Here is a 14,555-nt window from a genome sequence, read left to right as displayed (position 1 = left end):
ATCTCGCAGAAGGTGATCGCGATGCGGCTCGCGCGCTTCTACCGTCGCTCCACCGGGACTGCACGTCTCGGCCGTCCGACCGATGCTCCCTGCGGGCGCCGCTGGCGTCTTCGGGGCGGACTGGGGGCGGTGCTCGCCGCCGCGGCCCTCGCACTGCAGTGGGCGCTCGCGGGTCTCGTGCCGGCGCTGGCCGCGACACCGCTCAACGTCTTCGTGGGATACATGGACACCCACTCGGCGGCGTCGAGTTCCAAGCAGCCCAAGCCCTGGCCCTACACCGACCCGACGAGCTACGTCGGCTCGCCGTGCCCCAGCTACCCGACGAGCACGACGTGCTGGGACGCGGCCGCCCTGCGCCTGGACAACCCGGGCAGCGTCGACGTCACCGGCGTGCACGTGGTCGTGGCCATCGGGTCCAAGACGTACAACCTCTGGGGTGCGTCGATGACCGTCAAGGCCGGCGGCACGCTGGTGCTCACCGAGACCGGCGCCCAGAACTCGACGAACTTCGACGGCTCCGACTTCTCCCCGAACTCCTACAACGGCGGCAACACCGCCTCCTGCGTCAACTCCGGCGCCGTCCCGGACGTCCGGGTCACCGTCGGCACGACGACGACGAGCTACCTCGATTCCGGCCAGGTGCTCAACGGGGCCGGCGTCGACAGCGGGCACTGCGTCAACGGCACCTTCGTGTCGGGCCGCATCGACGAGTCGCACCCCTGGGCCCAGATCGGCGTGGCCGCCTCGAACACGCCGTCGGCCCCGCAGAGCCTGGCCGCAGTGGCCGGTGACGCGTCGGTGAACCTCTCGTGGCGGGCACCCGCGAGCGACGGCGGCTCGGCCGTCACCGGCTACAACGTGTACCGCGGCACGACCCCAGGCGGCGAGGGGACGAGCCCGGTCGCCACCAACGTCTCGACGACCACCTTCACCGACGCCGGGCGCGTCAACGGGACGACGTACTACTACACCGTCTCCGCCGTGAACGCCGTCGGCGTGTCGGCCCGCTCGAACGAGGCGTCCGCGACCCCGCAGACCACCCAGCCGACGGCACCGGGCGCACCGACCGGGCTGAGCGCGACGGCCGGCAACGCGTCCGTGGCCCTGGCCTGGACGGCGCCCGCGTCCAACGGCGGATCCGCCCTGACGGGGTACGCCGTGTACCGCGGGTCGACGCCGGGCGGAGAGAGCCCGACGCCGATCGCGACGAACGTCACCGGCACGCGGTTCACCGACACCGGCGAGGTCAACGGAACGGCCTACTACTACAAGGTCGCCGCCACCAACGCCGTGGGGACCTCGCCACAGTCGAACGAGGCCTCGGCGACCCCGCGCGCCACGGCGCCGTCCGCGCCGGGTGGGCTCATCGCCTCCGCGGGCGACCGCACGGTGGCCCTGTCGTGGCAGATGCCGACCTCCGACGGTGGCTCCGGCATCACGGGCTACAACGTGTACCGGGGCACCAGCGCCGGCGCGGAGGGCAGCGCCCCGATCGCGTCCAACGTCGCAATCACGACCTTCACCGACTCCGGGCTGGTCGACGGGACGACGTACTTCTACCGGGTGGCCGCGGTGAACGCGGTCGGCGCGTCGGCGCTCTCGGGCGAGGCGTCGGCGACGCCGCAGGCGGCCGCGACCGTGCCCTCGGCGCCGCAGTCCCTGGCCGCGGTCGGCAGCAACACGACGGTCGCCCTGACGTGGTCGAGGCCGGCGTCGGACGGCGGGTCCGCGGTCACCGGCTACTCCGTGTACCGGGGCACGAGCGCAGGCGCTGAGGCGGCGACGCCGATCGCGGCCAACGTGGCCGGGACGAGCTTCACCGACACGGGTCTGGTCAACGGGACGACGTACTTCTACCGGGTCGCAGCCGTCAACGCAGTCGGTACGTCCACCCCCTCGATCGAGGCCTCGGCGAGGCCGCAGGCCACGCTGCCCACGGCCCCGACCGGGCTGGTCGCTTCAGGCGGCAACACGACAGTGGGCCTGGCGTGGTCGGCGCCGGCGTCCGACGGCGGGTCCGCGGTGACGGGCTACGCCGTGTACCGGGGGACGAGCGCGGGAGGTGAGGCCGCGACGCCGGTGGCGGCGAACGTGGCCGCGACGAGCTTCACCGACACGGGTCTGGTCAACGGGACGACCTACTTCTACCGTGTCGCGGCGGTCAACGGAGTCGGCACGTCGGCGCCGTCCACCGAGGTGTCGGCGACGCCGCAGGCGCCGGTGGCTGCCGGCTACGTGGGGCGGATCGGCTCGCTGACGGCCTCGACGGCCCGCACGACGAGCACGGTGACGGTCGGCCCGGCGGGGGTCCAGGCCGGACACACGGTGGTGGTGTCGGTGCTGCTGTCGACGACGAGCCTGACCGCTGCCGTGTCCGTCAAGGACACGGTGGGCAACGCGTACGTCGTGGGGCGCGACGGCAACGACGGCTCCGCGGGGGACCGGGTCGTGACGGCGGTGGCGGTCGGGGTGCGAGCGATGCCCGCCGGGGCGACGGTGACGGTGACGTACGGCTCGGCCGCGGAGACGCATCTGGCCGTTGACGAGCTGGCCGGGGTGACGAGCGTCGACGGCAGCGCCTTCGCGACGGGCACCGGTGCGACCTTCAGCTCGGGGAGTGCCACGACGACCGCGCCGAACGACGTGCTCTTCGGGGTGGCCGGCCTTGAGTCGAGCGGGACGGCGCCGGCCTGGGCGACCGGCTGGACGGCGTTGCCCAGGCTCAGCCTGTCCACCGACCACCTCGCGACGGCCTACCGTGTCGCCTCGACGTCGGGGCCGTACGCCGCGAGCGGCAGCGGTGGCGGCCAGTGGATGGCCACCCTCGTGGCCCTCCGGACCAGCTGACGCCACTGCCCGTCGACGCCTCGGGTCGGGACCAGCGTTCAGGCCCCGCGGGTGGCGGCGGCGATGGCGAGCAGCTCGGTGGCCGCCTCGCTCGGTCGCTGGCTCGGGTTCCACACGGCCCGGATCGAGCGCGGCATCGTCAGGTCGACGACGGGGACGGCGACGAGCCGTCCGGAGCGCAGGTCGCCGCGCACCGCGAGCGCCGACAGCACTGCCGGGGTGCCGGTGGTGACCACCGCGTCGCGGACCGCCCCGGTGGAGGACAGCTCGAGCGCCGGCGCTGCGTGGCTGGGCACGGCACGCTCCCAGGTGCGCCGGGTGCCGGAGCCCGCCTCCCGGACGACGAGCGGCGTCGCGGCGAGCTCGGCGACGGTGATGCCTCGCCGGCGCCTCGCCCACGGGTGGTCGCGCGGCACGACGACGACGAGCGCGTCGGAGGCGACGGTGCGCCGGGCCAGGCCACGCGGCACGGTCGGCCCCTCGACGAACCCGAGGTCGGCTTCGCCGGCCGTCACCGCCGCGACGACCTGCTCGGAGTTTCCCGGGAGCACCTGGACGCGCACTCCGGTCGTGGCGGCGCGCAGCGCGCTGGCCCAGCCGGGCAGGAGGCACTCGGACACGGTGTTGCTCGCGGCGACCCGTAGGACGCTCTCGCCGGCGCTGCGCAGACCGGTGACACCGTGCTCGAGTGCACGGGCCGAGTCGACGACGTCGCCGGCCCACGTGACGACGAGCTGCCCTGCGGCCGTGAGCTCGACACCACGCGAGGTGCGGGTGAACACGGCCACGCCGAGCGTCCGCTCGGCCGCGCGGACCCGCGTGCTCATCGCCTGCTGGCTGACGCCGAGCTCGTCGGCCGCGGCGGAGATGCTGCCGCAGCGCGCCACGGCGAGCAGGGCGAGCAGCCGGCCGTTCTCGGGCACGTGGCTCAGGTCGGAGTGCACGCCACCAGCGTACGCAGCCACAACGTCAGCGTTGTGGCCACACGCGCCGACGGCGCTTCCGAGCGACGCCGGCCCTCCACGAGGGTGGAGCCGTGACGACACCTCTGCTCGCGCGCCCCACCCGAGGAGCCACGACCCCCGACCCGCGCGTCGGCTCTGCACCGTTGCCCCCGGTGGGCCCGGTGTGGTTCCCGTCGGTCATGGGTACCGGCATCCTCTCGACGCTGCTCGCGACGTACAGCAGTGCCGGTGCTCTCCGCGTGGCGGCTGTGTCGCTGCTCGTCGTGGCCTGGCTGCTCCTGCTCGGTCTCGGCGGCGGCTTCGCAGCTCGGGCCGTCAACCGTCCCGAGCGGCTGCGCGCCTCGGTGGCGACCTCGTCCGATCGGGCGATGTGGGGGACCGTGGCCATGGGCGTCCTGTCCGTCGGGTCGGCGACGCTCGCGGTCCTGCCCGGGCGCGGCTCCGTCGTCTTGGCGCTCGTGCTGTGGTCGCTGGGCACCGCGCTCGGGCTCGTCACGGCCCTCGGGTTCACGGCCGGGCTCGTCCGGGGCGTCGCGGGCGAGCCGTCGTTCCTGTGGGGCCTGCCGGTCGTGCCGCCGATGGTCTCCGCGACGGCCGGTGCCGCGCTCGTGCCACAGCTGCCCGGCCACCCGGGCGCCGCCGTCGCGTTGCTCGCGGCGTCGACCGCGTGCTTCCCCGTGGCGCTCGGGCTCGGGCTCGTCGTCTTCGCGGTCGGCTACCACCACCACTGGCGCGTCGCCGCGGTGCCGGTCGCGGCCTCGGCCTCGGCGTGGATCCCGCTCGGCATCGTCGGACAGTCGCTCGCGGCGGCCCAGTCGCTCGCGACTGCGGCAGCGCCGTGGCTCACGCCCGCGGCCGCGTCGCACGTTCGCGCGCTGGCCGTCGGGTACGGCCTCGTCGTCCTCGCCTGCGGCGTACCAGCTGCGGCGTGGGCCGTCGTCGTGACGACCCGAGGCTTCGCCCGCCGGATGCCGTTCGGCCCCGGCTGGTGGGCCCTGACCTTCCCGGTCGGCACCGTGTCGCTCGGGCTGCACCACCTCGGGGGCGCGAGCGGGCACGCGTCCGTCGTCGTCGCGGGCGGCGTCGTGCTCGTCGCGCTCTGCGGCACGTGGACGCTGTGCGCCGCAGCGACGGCGCGTGCCGTTGCCTCCGTTCTCACGGAGTGGCGCGGTGTCGGGACCGGTGCCGCGGCAGGCTAGACTCGCTGCCCGAAGACATCCTTTAACCACCGTCCTGTGAGGCGGGGAAGGAGGTCCAGCGGCGATGGCCTGCCCTGACCTGAGTGCATCTGCAAAGTCATCGACCGACCGCTCGAGCATCCCCGACGACGCTCGCGACGTGATGACCGAAGGGGACGTCTCCCGGGCGCTGCGGCGCATCGGACACGAGATCCTCGAGCGCAACAAGGGCAGCGAGGGCCTGGTGCTCCTCGGCATCCCGTCGCGCGGCGTCCCGCTCGCCCGTCGCCTCGCGGCCGGCATCGAGCAGGTCGAGGGCCGCCCGGTGCCCGTCGGTGAGCTCGACATCACGCTCCACCGCGACGACCTGCGCCGCAACCCGGTGCGCACCGCGCACCGGTCGCGCATCCCCGACGGCGGCATCGACGACAAGGTCGTCGTCCTCGTCGACGACGTGCTGTACTCCGGCCGCACCATCCGTGCCGCCCTCGACGCGCTGTCCGAGCTCGGACGGCCCCGCGCCGTGCGCCTCGCGGTGCTCGTCGACCGCGGGCACCGTGAGCTGCCGATCCGCGCCGATCACGTCGGCAAGAACCTCCCCACGTCGCGCGAGGAGCGGGTGCACGTCCGGGTCGCCGAGGTGGACGGGCTCGACGTCGTGCGCATCAGCGGAGGGGAGGCCCGGTGACCAAGCACCTCATCTCCTCGGCCGACCTCACCCGGCCGGAGGTCGAGGACATCCTCGAGACCGCCGCGTCGATGCACGACCTGCAGCGTCGCGAGGTCAAGAAGGTGCCGACGCTCCGCGGACGCACCGTCATCAACTTCTTCTTCGAGGACTCGACGCGCACCCGCAGCTCGTTCGAGATCGCGGGCAAGTGGATGTCGGCCGACACCATCAACCTCTCGGCCAAGGGCTCGTCGACGAGCAAGGGCGAGAGCCTGCGCGACACCGCGATGACGGTCGACGCGATGGCCGTCGACGCCCTCGTCATCCGGCACAACGCCTCGGGCGCCTGCCAGCAGGTGGCCCAGTGGGTGCGCTGCAGCGTCATCAACGCGGGCGACGGCACCCACGAGCACCCCACGCAGGCGCTGCTCGACGCGTACACCCTGCGTACGCGGTTGGGTGACCTCGACGGCAAGCACGTCGTCATCGTCGGCGACCTCACCCACTCACGCGTCTTCCGCAGCAACGTCATCACGCTGAAGACGCTCGGTGCCAAGGTCACGGTCGTCGCGCCGCCGACGCTCATGCCGAGCGGCATCGCGGCCTGGAGCGCGGCCGACGGCTTCGCGACGAGCTGGGACCTCGACGCGGTGCTCGACGGTGAGAGCGAGCACGGCCCGGTCGACGCCGTCATGATGCTCCGGGTCCAGCGCGAGCGGATGAGCGGCGGCTTCTTCCCGACGCCGCGCGAGTACACCGTCGGCTACGGCCTCACGCGTGACCGCCTCGACCGCCTCGTCGCCCGCAACGACGACGTGCTCGTGCTCCACCCCGGACCGATGAACCGCGGGCTCGAGATCGCGCCCGAGGCGGCCGACGCGCCGCAGTCCGTCGTGCTCGACCAGGTCTCGGCCGGCGTCGCGGTCCGGATGGCCGTGCTCTACCACCTTCTCGCCGGCGACGACACACCCGCGCCGGCACCCACCGCCCGACCTGTGACCGCACCTGCCACCGAAGGAGCCGCCCGATGACCCGCCTGGTGATCCGCGGCGCGCGCCTGCTGGGTGCCGACGCCGCAGACCTTCTGGTCGAGGACGGCGTCATCACCGAGGTCGGCTCCGTGTCGGTCCCGTCCGACGCCGAGATCCTCGACGCCGACGGCCTCGTCGCACTACCCGGTCTCGTCGACCTGCACGTGCACCTGCGCGAACCCGGTCGCGAGGACGCCGAGACCATCGCCACCGGCTCGGCGGCCGCTGCGGCGGGCGGGTTCACGGCGATCTTCGCCATGGCCAACACGAGCCCGGTCACCGACACCGCCGAAGCGGCCGAACGCGTGCTCGACCTCGGTCGCGCCTGCGGGCTCACCGAGGTGGTGCCGGTCGGCGCCGTGACGAAGGGCCTCGAGGGCGCCGAACTGGCCGAGCTCGGCCTGATGGCTCGGTCACGCGCGAAGGTCCGCGTCTTCAGCGATGACGGCCACTGCGTCCACGACGCGCGGATCATCCGACGTGCGCTCGAGTACATCAAGCCGTTCGGGGGTGTCATCAGCCAGCACGCGCAGGACCCACGCCTCGCCGACGGCGAGGCGTGCTGCCACGAGGGTGAGGTCTCCGGCCGGCTCGGGCTGCCCGGCTGGCCCGGCATCGCCGAGGAGTCGGTCGTCGCCCGCGACGTCATGCTGGCCCGTCACACCGGCTCGCGTGTCCACGTCGCGCACGTCTCGACGGCCGGCACCGTCGAGGTGATCCGCTGGGCCAAGGCGCAGGGCATCGACGTCACGGCCGAGGTGACGCCCCACCACCTGGCCCTCACCACCGACCTGCTGCTCGGCTACGACCCGGTCTACAAGGTGAACCCGCCCCTGCGCCCCGCCGAGGACGTCGAGGCGCTCCGGGCGGCCCTGGCCGACGGCACGATCGACGCGGTCGCCACCGACCACGCGCCGCACGCCCGGCACGACAAGGAGCACGCGTTCGTCGACGCCGCGTTCGGCATGCTGGGCCTCGAGACGGCGCTCTCCGTCGTCAGCGACGTCATGGTGCACGGCGGGTTGCTCGACTGGGCCGACGTGGCCCGCGTCATGTCGACGGCTCCGGCCCGAATCGGTGGGCTCGCCCACCAGGGAGGGGAACTCGCCGTCGGCAGCCCCGCCCACATCACCCTCGTCGACCCCGACCGCGAGGTGACGGTCGACGCCGCCGCGAGCCGCAGCCGCTCGCGCAACAACCCGTGGCACGGGCGCACGCTGCGCGGGGCCGTCGAAGCGACGGTCTTCGCGGGGCGCCTGACCCACGCCACCCGCAACGCAGCGGGCACCCGACGAGAACTGACGAACGCAACGACCACGGGAGCTGACCTGTGACCACCCAGACACCCCTGACCGTGCCGAGCCGCGACAGCCGGCCCCGGCGTGCGCGAGTGGGGGCGACCCTCGTCCTCGAGGACGGTCGCACCTTCCGGGGCGCGTCCTACGGCGCCCTCGGCGAGACCGTCGGCGAGGCGGTCTTCTCCACCGGCATGACCGGCTACCAGGAGACCCTCACCGACCCGAGCTACCACCGCCAGGTCATCGTCATGACGTCGCCGCACGTCGGCAACACCGGCGTCAACACCGAGGACGACGAGAGCACCCGCATCTGGGTCGCCGGCTACGTCGTGCGTGACCCTGCCATCCGGGCGTCGAACTGGCGCTCCACCCGCGACCTCGAGGACGAGCTCGTCGACCAGGGAGTCGTCGGGATCTGCGACATCGACACCCGCGCGCTGACCCGCCACCTGCGCGAGCGCGGTGCCATGCGGGTCGGCATCTTCAGCGGCGAGGCTGCAGACCGGCCAGGGGACGAGCTGCTCGAGTCCGTTCGCACGAGCCCGCAGATGTCCGGAGCCGCTCTGGCGGCCGAGGTCACCACCGCCGAGCCGTATGCCGTCCCAGCCGTCGGCGAGAGGCGCTTCACGGTCGCGGCCGTCGACCTCGGCATCAAGGCGATGACGCCGCAGCTCATGGCCCAGCGCGGCATCGAGGTGCACGTGCTGCCTGCGACCGCGACGATCGACGACGTCCTCGCGGTGGGGGACTCGGGGCCGGACGGCGTCTTCTTCTCGAACGGCCCGGGCGACCCCGCCAGCGCCGAGCACGAGGTGGCGCTGCTGCGGGAGGTGCTCGACCGCGGGCTGCCGTTCTTCGGCATCTGCTTCGGCAACCAGCTGCTCGGCCGGGCGCTCGGGTTCGGCACCTACAAGCTGAAGTACGGCCACCGCGGCATCAACCAGCCGGTCATGGACCGCACGACGGGCAAGGTCGAGGTCACCGCGCACAACCACGGCTTCGCGGTGGACGCCCCCCTCGACAAGGAGAGCGACACGGCATACGGCCGCGTCCGCGTCTCCCACGTGTGCCTCAACGACGACGTCGTCGAGGGGCTGGAATGCCTTGACCTGCCTGCCTACTCGGTGCAGTACCACCCGGAGGCCGCGGCCGGCCCCCACGACGCCGCCTACCTCTTCGACCGCTTCGTGGAGCTCATGACCAATCGACACACCACTCATCAAGCAGGTTCGGCGCGCGTCGCGCCTGGACTGACGAGCGAGGCGAGCGCAGCGAGCGAGCCGAGGAGGGAAGGCGTGACGCACGAGAGCGCCGAACACGCGAGCGAAGCGAGCCACGAGCAGGGCGGGAGCAACTGACATGCCCAAGCGCAATGACATCAAGAGCGTCCTGGTCATCGGGTCGGGGCCGATCGTGATCGGCCAGGCCTGCGAGTTCGACTACTCCGGCACCCAGGCCTGCCGGGTGCTGCGCGAGGAGGGCATCCGCGTCATCCTCGTCAACAGCAACCCGGCGACGATCATGACCGACCCCGAGTTCGCCGACGCCACCTACGTCGAGCCGATCACCCCGGAGGTCGTCGAGGCGATCATCGCCAAGGAGCGTCCCGACGCCGTGCTCGCGACGCTCGGTGGCCAGACGGCCCTGAACTGCGCCATCTCCCTGCACTACGGCGGAGTCCTCGAGAAGTACGGCTGCCCGCTGATCGGCGCCAACGTCGACGCCATCGAGCTCGGTGAGGACCGCGAGAAGTTCAAGGGGGTCGTGGAGCGCTGTGGCGCGGAGTCGGCCCGGTCGATCATCTGCCACACGATGGACGAGCTGCTCGCCGGCGCCGAGGACCTCAAGTACCCCGTCGTCGTGCGCCCGTCGTTCACGATGGGTGGGCTCGGGTCGGGCTTCGCCTACGACGAGGCCGACCTCCGCCGCATCGGCGGTCAGGGTCTGCAGTACTCCCCGACGACCGAGGTGCTCCTCGAGGAGTCGATCCTCGGTTGGAAGGAGTACGAGCTCGAGGTGATGCGCGACCACGCCGACAACGTCGTGGTCGTGTGCTCGATCGAGAACCTCGACCCGATGGGCGTGCACACCGGCGACTCGATCACCGTGGCACCAGCCCTGACGCTGACCGACCGTGAGTACCAGCGGCTGCGCGACATCGGCATCGCCGTCATCCGCGAGGTCGGCGTCGACACCGGCGGCTGCAACATCCAGTTCGCCGTCAACCCGGTCGACGGCCGCATCATCGTCATCGAGATGAACCCCCGCGTCTCGCGCTCGAGCGCCCTCGCCTCCAAGGCGACCGGCTTCCCGATCGCCAAGATCGCGGCGAAGATGGCCATCGGCTACACCCTCGACGAGGTGCCCAACGACATCACCCGCGAGACGCCGGCGAGCTTCGAGCCGTCGCTCGACTACGTCGTCGTCAAGGTGCCGCGGTTCGCGTTCGAGAAGTTCCCGGCTGCCGACCCGACCCTGACGACGACGATGAAGTCGGTCGGTGAGGCGATGGCGATCGGTCGCAACTTCACCGAGGCGCTCCAGAAGGCGCTGCGCTCGCTCGAGAAGAAGGGCGCGAGCTTCCACTGGGACGGCGAGCTCACGAAGGTCGCGGCCGAGCGCGCGCTCGAGGAGGCCAAGGTGCCCACCGACGGCCGGATCGTGCTGGTGCAGCAGGCACTTCGCGGCGGCTGCTCCGTCGAGGAGGTCCACGAGGCCACCGGGATCGACCCGTGGTTCCTCGACCAGATCGCGCTCATCAACGACGTCGCGGCGATGCTGGCCGACGCCGACCAGCTGACACCAGAGCTGTTGCGCCTCGTGAAGCGGCACGGCTTCAGCGACGCCCAGATTGCGAGCGTACGGCGTATGCCGCAGGCGGTCGTGCGCGGTGTCCGCCACGCCCTCGGGGTGCGCCCGGTGTACAAGACCGTCGACACGTGCGCGGCCGAGTTCGCGGCGACGACCCCCTACCACTACAGCTCGTACGACGAGGAGACCGAGGTGGCGCCGCGCGAACGGCCTGCGGTCATCATCCTCGGGTCGGGCCCCAACCGCATCGGGCAGGGAGTCGAGTTCGACTACTCCTGCGTGCACGCGTCTTTCTCCTTGCGCGACAAGGGATTCGACACAGTGATGGTCAACTGCAACCCCGAGACGGTCTCCACCGACTACGACACGAGCAGCCGGCTCTACTTCGAGCCGCTGACACTCGAGGACGTGCTCGAGGTCATCCACGCCGAGAGCCAGGCGGGTCCCATCGCGGGAGTCATCGTGCAGCTCGGCGGCCAGACGCCCCTCGGCCTCGCGCAGGCGCTCGAGGACGAGGGCGTGCCCATCGTCGGCACCTCGCCGGCCGCCATCCACCTCGCGGAGGACCGCGGCGCCTTCGGGCAGGTGCTCGCCAGGGCGGGCCTGATCGCCCCCAAGCACGGCACCGCGTACAGCTCCGACGAGGCCCTCGTGGTCGCCCGTGAGATCGGCTACCCGGTGCTCGTGCGCCCCTCCTACGTGCTCGGTGGCCGCGGCATGGTCATCGTCTACGACGACGACTCGCTCGTCACCTACGTCGAGAAGGCCACCGAGGCGAGCCCGGACCACCCGATCCTCATCGACCGGTTCCTCGACGACGCGATCGAGATCGACGTCGACGCGCTCTTCGACGGCGACGACATGTACCTCGGCGGCATCATGGAGCACGTCGAGGAGGCCGGCATCCACTCGGGCGACAGCTCCTGCACGCTGCCGCCGGCGACCCTGGGCGACGGTGAGCTCGAGCGGGTGCGAGTCGCGACGCGCAAGCTCGCCGAGGGCATCGGCGTACGCGGCCTGATGAACGTCCAGTTCGCCCTGGCCCAGGACATCCTCTACGTCATCGAAGCCAACCCGCGTGCCTCGCGCACGGTGCCATTCGTCGCGAAGGCGACCGGGGTGCCGCTCGCGAGCGCGGCGGCCCGGGTGATGCTCGGCGCGACCGTGAAGGAGCTGCGCGAGGAGGGGATGCTGCCCCCCACCGGTGACGGTGGACGGATGCCCGACCACGCGCCCGTGTCCTGCAAGGAGGCCGTCCTGCCGTTCAAGCGCTTCCGCACCAAGGAGGGCGTCGCGGTCGACTCGCTCCTCGGCCCGGAGATGCGGTCGACCGGCGAGGTCATGGGCATCGACGTCGACTTCGGCTCGGCCTTCTCCAAGGCGCAGCAGGGCGGCGGCTCCGCCCTGCCCCGATCGGGCGCGATCTTCGTGTCGGTGGCCAACCGCGACAAGCGGGCCATGCTCTTCCCGGTGAAGCGGCTCGTCGACCTCGGCTTCACCATCCTCGCCACGCGCGGAACCGCGGCGGTGCTGAAGCGCAACGGCATCGAGGCGACGGTGGTCCGCAAGATCACCGAGCGTGACCACGACGCCCCGGCGGAGAAGTCGATCGTCGACCTCATCCTCGACGGCACCGTGCAGATGGTCGTCAACACGCCCTCGGGGCAGGACGCCCGCGCCGACGGCTACGCGATCCGTGCCGCGACCACGAGCGCCGACAAGCCGATCATCACCACGATCGCCACCCTGGCTGCGGCCGTGCTCGGCATCGAGGCCGGCCTGACCGAGGAGATCCGGGTCAAGTCCCTGCAGGACCACGCCCGTGACCTCGACCTCTACGGACGACGCGAGGCACTCGTCGGGACGGGGGCGACCGCGTGACCGGCCCCGTGACCAAGCCCGTGACGGACCGCACGCTGCGCGCCCGCGTGACCCAAGAGGTCGCGGAGGTCATCGCGACCCGTCGGGTGGGCGCCTACCAGCACATCACGCTCGTCGCCCCGGGCGTCGCCGAGCTGGGCCGTCCCGGACAGTTCGTCGCGCTCGCCGTCGGCGGTGAGTCCTCCGGCACCCTGCTGCGCCGCTCGTTCTCGATCCACAAGGTGAGCCCGAGCGGCACCTACGGGGGCACCGTCGAGATCGTCGTCTCCGCCGTCGGCGCAGGCACCAGGTGGATCGTCGAGCGGGCCCCGCACGACACGATCGACGTGGTCGGGCCCCTCGGCAAGCCGTTCCCGCTGCCCACCGCGCCGGTCGCCTGCGTGCTCGTGGGAGGCGGCTACGGCAGCGCCCCGCTCTTCTGGCTCGCCGGCGAGCTGCGCGAGCGCGGCTGCCACGTCGAGATGGTGCTGGGCGCTGCGAGCGAGGACCGCCTCTTCGGTGTGGTCGAGGCCCGCCGCAGCTGTGACGGCGTCACCGTGACGACCGACGACGGGTCGGCCGGCCAGCAGGGCTGGGTCAGCGACGTGCTGCCCGAGATCATCGAACGCACCAAGGCCGGCGTCGTCTACGGCTGCGGCCCCATGGGGATGCTCGAGTCGATCACGCGGGTCGCCGAGGCCCACGACGCCGTGGCCCAGGTGGCCGTCGAGGAGTCGATGGCCTGCGGCATCGGTGTCTGCATGACGTGCGTCATGCCGGTGGTGGGCGCCGACGGGCGTACGCGCATGGTGCGCTCGTGCGTCGAGGGCCCGGTCTTCCGGGGTGACCGCGTCAGGTGGGACGCCTTCGACGGCGGCCACGCACGAGTCCCCGACGATGCCGTCGGCGCCCCGAAGGTGAGTGCCCACTGATGGTCGACCTCTCCGTGGACCTCGGCGGCGGCCACCGCCTTCCGAACCCCGTCATGACCGCGTCGGGCTGCGCTGCGAACGGCAAGGAGCTGCACCGGTTCTTCGACGTCTCGGACCTCGGTGCGTTCGTCACGAAGTCGGTGATGGCCGACCCGCGCTCGGGGCGCGGCACCCCGCGCATGGCCGAGACCCCGTCGGGCATGCTCAACTCCATCGGCCTGCAGGGCCCTGGCATCGAGGCCTTCGTCGACGAGGACCTGCCCTGGCTGCAGTCCGTCGGCGCCCGGGTGCTGCCGTCCATCGCGGGCAGCTCGAGCACCGAGTACGCCCACGTGGCGGCGACCCTGCGGGCGAGTCGGGCCTTCGACGCCGTCGTCGGCGTCGAGGTCAACATCTCGTGCCCCAACGTCGCCAACCGCGGCCTCGTCTTCGCCTGCGACCCGATGGCCTCGGCCAAGGTCATCGCCCTGGTGCGCGAGCAGCTCCCGCGAGACATCCCGGTCTTCGCCAAGCTCAGCCCCGACGTCACCGACATCACGTCCATCGCCGCGGCCTGCGTCAAGGCCGGTGCCGACGGCCTGACGATGATCAACACCCTGCTGGGCATGGTGATCGACACCGACCGCATGCGTCCTCAGCTCGGTGGCGTCACCGGCGGCCTGTCGGGACCCGGCATCAGGCCGGTCGCCGTCCGCGCGATCTGGCAGGTGCGCCAGGCGATGTTCGAGGGCCGCATCCCCACCGTGCCGATCATCGGCGTCGGGGGAGTGCGCACCGGCCGCGACGCCCTCGAGCTCGTGGCCGCCGGCGCGAGCGCGATCCAGGTCGGCACCGTTGTCTTCAACGACCCGTCCGCGCCGGTCCGGGTGCTGCGCGAGCTGTGCGAGCTGCTCGAGGCCAAGGGCTTCGACCGGTTCACCGACGCCGTCGCCGTCGCCCACGACCGCTGACGGCTGCCCACCT

General features: G+C 72.3%; 10 protein-coding genes. 9 read left to right on the top strand and 1 reads right to left on the bottom strand.

The window, feature by feature from the left end; translation table 11 throughout:
* Window positions 1-21: 21 nt before the first annotated feature.
* On the top strand, window positions 22-2,847 hold the full coding sequence (locus tag AB4091_RS13495) for a fibronectin type III domain-containing protein (protein ID WP_442292252.1): 2,826 nt from the start codon (window positions 22-24) through the stop codon (window positions 2,845-2,847).
* A gap of 38 nt (window positions 2,848-2,885) precedes the next feature.
* Here AB4091_RS13495 and AB4091_RS13490 read toward each other — a convergent pair whose 3' ends face one another.
* Window positions 2,886-3,791, bottom strand: a complete 906-nt coding sequence (locus AB4091_RS13490) for a LysR family transcriptional regulator (RefSeq protein ID WP_442292251.1) — start codon at window positions 3,789-3,791, stop codon at window positions 2,886-2,888.
* A gap of 92 nt (window positions 3,792-3,883) precedes the next feature.
* Between AB4091_RS13490 and AB4091_RS13485 the strand changes: the two genes are divergently transcribed.
* From AB4091_RS13485 to AB4091_RS13450, 8 genes are all read left to right on the top strand, one after another.
* Window positions 3,884-5,011 (top strand): TDT family transporter, encoded by a 1,128-nt coding sequence (locus AB4091_RS13485; protein WP_442292250.1) that lies wholly within the window; start codon window positions 3,884-3,886, stop codon window positions 5,009-5,011.
* 64 nt (window positions 5,012-5,075) lie between these two features.
* Window positions 5,076-5,678, top strand: coding sequence for a bifunctional pyr operon transcriptional regulator/uracil phosphoribosyltransferase PyrR (gene pyrR / locus AB4091_RS13480; RefSeq protein WP_442292249.1), 603 nt, complete (start codon window positions 5,076-5,078; stop codon window positions 5,676-5,678).
* Window positions 5,675-6,691, top strand: coding sequence for an aspartate carbamoyltransferase catalytic subunit (locus AB4091_RS13475; RefSeq protein ID WP_442292248.1), 1,017 nt, complete (start codon window positions 5,675-5,677; stop codon window positions 6,689-6,691). The genes pyrR and AB4091_RS13475 overlap by 4 nt, the downstream gene beginning before the upstream one ends.
* Complete coding sequence (locus tag AB4091_RS13470) at window positions 6,688-8,025, top strand: dihydroorotase (protein WP_442292247.1); 1,338 nt, start codon at window positions 6,688-6,690, stop codon at window positions 8,023-8,025. Before AB4091_RS13475 ends, AB4091_RS13470 begins: the two co-directional genes overlap by 4 nt.
* Before the next feature lie 20 nt (window positions 8,026-8,045).
* Window positions 8,046-9,347, top strand: coding sequence for a glutamine-hydrolyzing carbamoyl-phosphate synthase small subunit (gene carA / locus AB4091_RS13465; RefSeq protein ID WP_442292310.1), 1,302 nt, complete (start codon window positions 8,046-8,048; stop codon window positions 9,345-9,347).
* 1 nt (window position 9,348) lies between these two features.
* On the top strand, window positions 9,349-12,681 hold the full coding sequence (gene carB, locus AB4091_RS13460; protein ID WP_442292246.1) for a carbamoyl-phosphate synthase large subunit: 3,333 nt from the start codon (window positions 9,349-9,351) through the stop codon (window positions 12,679-12,681).
* Between the two features lie 20 nt (window positions 12,682-12,701).
* Window positions 12,702-13,592 (top strand): dihydroorotate dehydrogenase electron transfer subunit, encoded by an 891-nt coding sequence (locus AB4091_RS13455; protein WP_442292309.1) that lies wholly within the window; start codon window positions 12,702-12,704, stop codon window positions 13,590-13,592.
* Complete coding sequence (locus tag AB4091_RS13450) at window positions 13,592-14,542, top strand: dihydroorotate dehydrogenase (protein ID WP_442292245.1); 951 nt, start codon at window positions 13,592-13,594, stop codon at window positions 14,540-14,542. The genes AB4091_RS13455 and AB4091_RS13450 overlap by 1 nt, the downstream gene beginning before the upstream one ends.
* The last annotated feature ends 13 nt before the right edge of the window (window positions 14,543-14,555 follow it).

This window comes from Terrabacter sp. 2RAF25 (assembly GCF_052115265.1).
Classification (GTDB): domain Bacteria; phylum Actinomycetota; class Actinomycetes; order Actinomycetales; family Dermatophilaceae; genus Terrabacter.
The sequence above is the reverse complement of the archived record's forward strand: the minus strand, read 5'-3'. Positions and strand labels throughout refer to the sequence as shown.

Bases quoted from the DNA above. Each gene is read 5' to 3' on its own strand.
- carB (WP_442292246.1), top strand. From the start codon at position 9,349: ATGCCCAAGCGCAATGACATCAAGAGCGTCCTGGTCATCGGGTCGGGG.
- AB4091_RS13450 (WP_442292245.1), top strand. From the start codon at position 13,592: ATGGTCGACCTCTCCGTGGACCTCGGCGGCGGCCACCGCCTTCCGAAC.
- pyrR (WP_442292249.1), top strand. From the start codon at position 5,076: ATGGCCTGCCCTGACCTGAGTGCATCTGCAAAGTCATCGACCGACCGC.
- AB4091_RS13495 (WP_442292252.1), top strand. From the start codon at position 22: ATGCGGCTCGCGCGCTTCTACCGTCGCTCCACCGGGACTGCACGTCTC.
- AB4091_RS13470 (WP_442292247.1), top strand. From the start codon at position 6,688: ATGACCCGCCTGGTGATCCGCGGCGCGCGCCTGCTGGGTGCCGACGCC.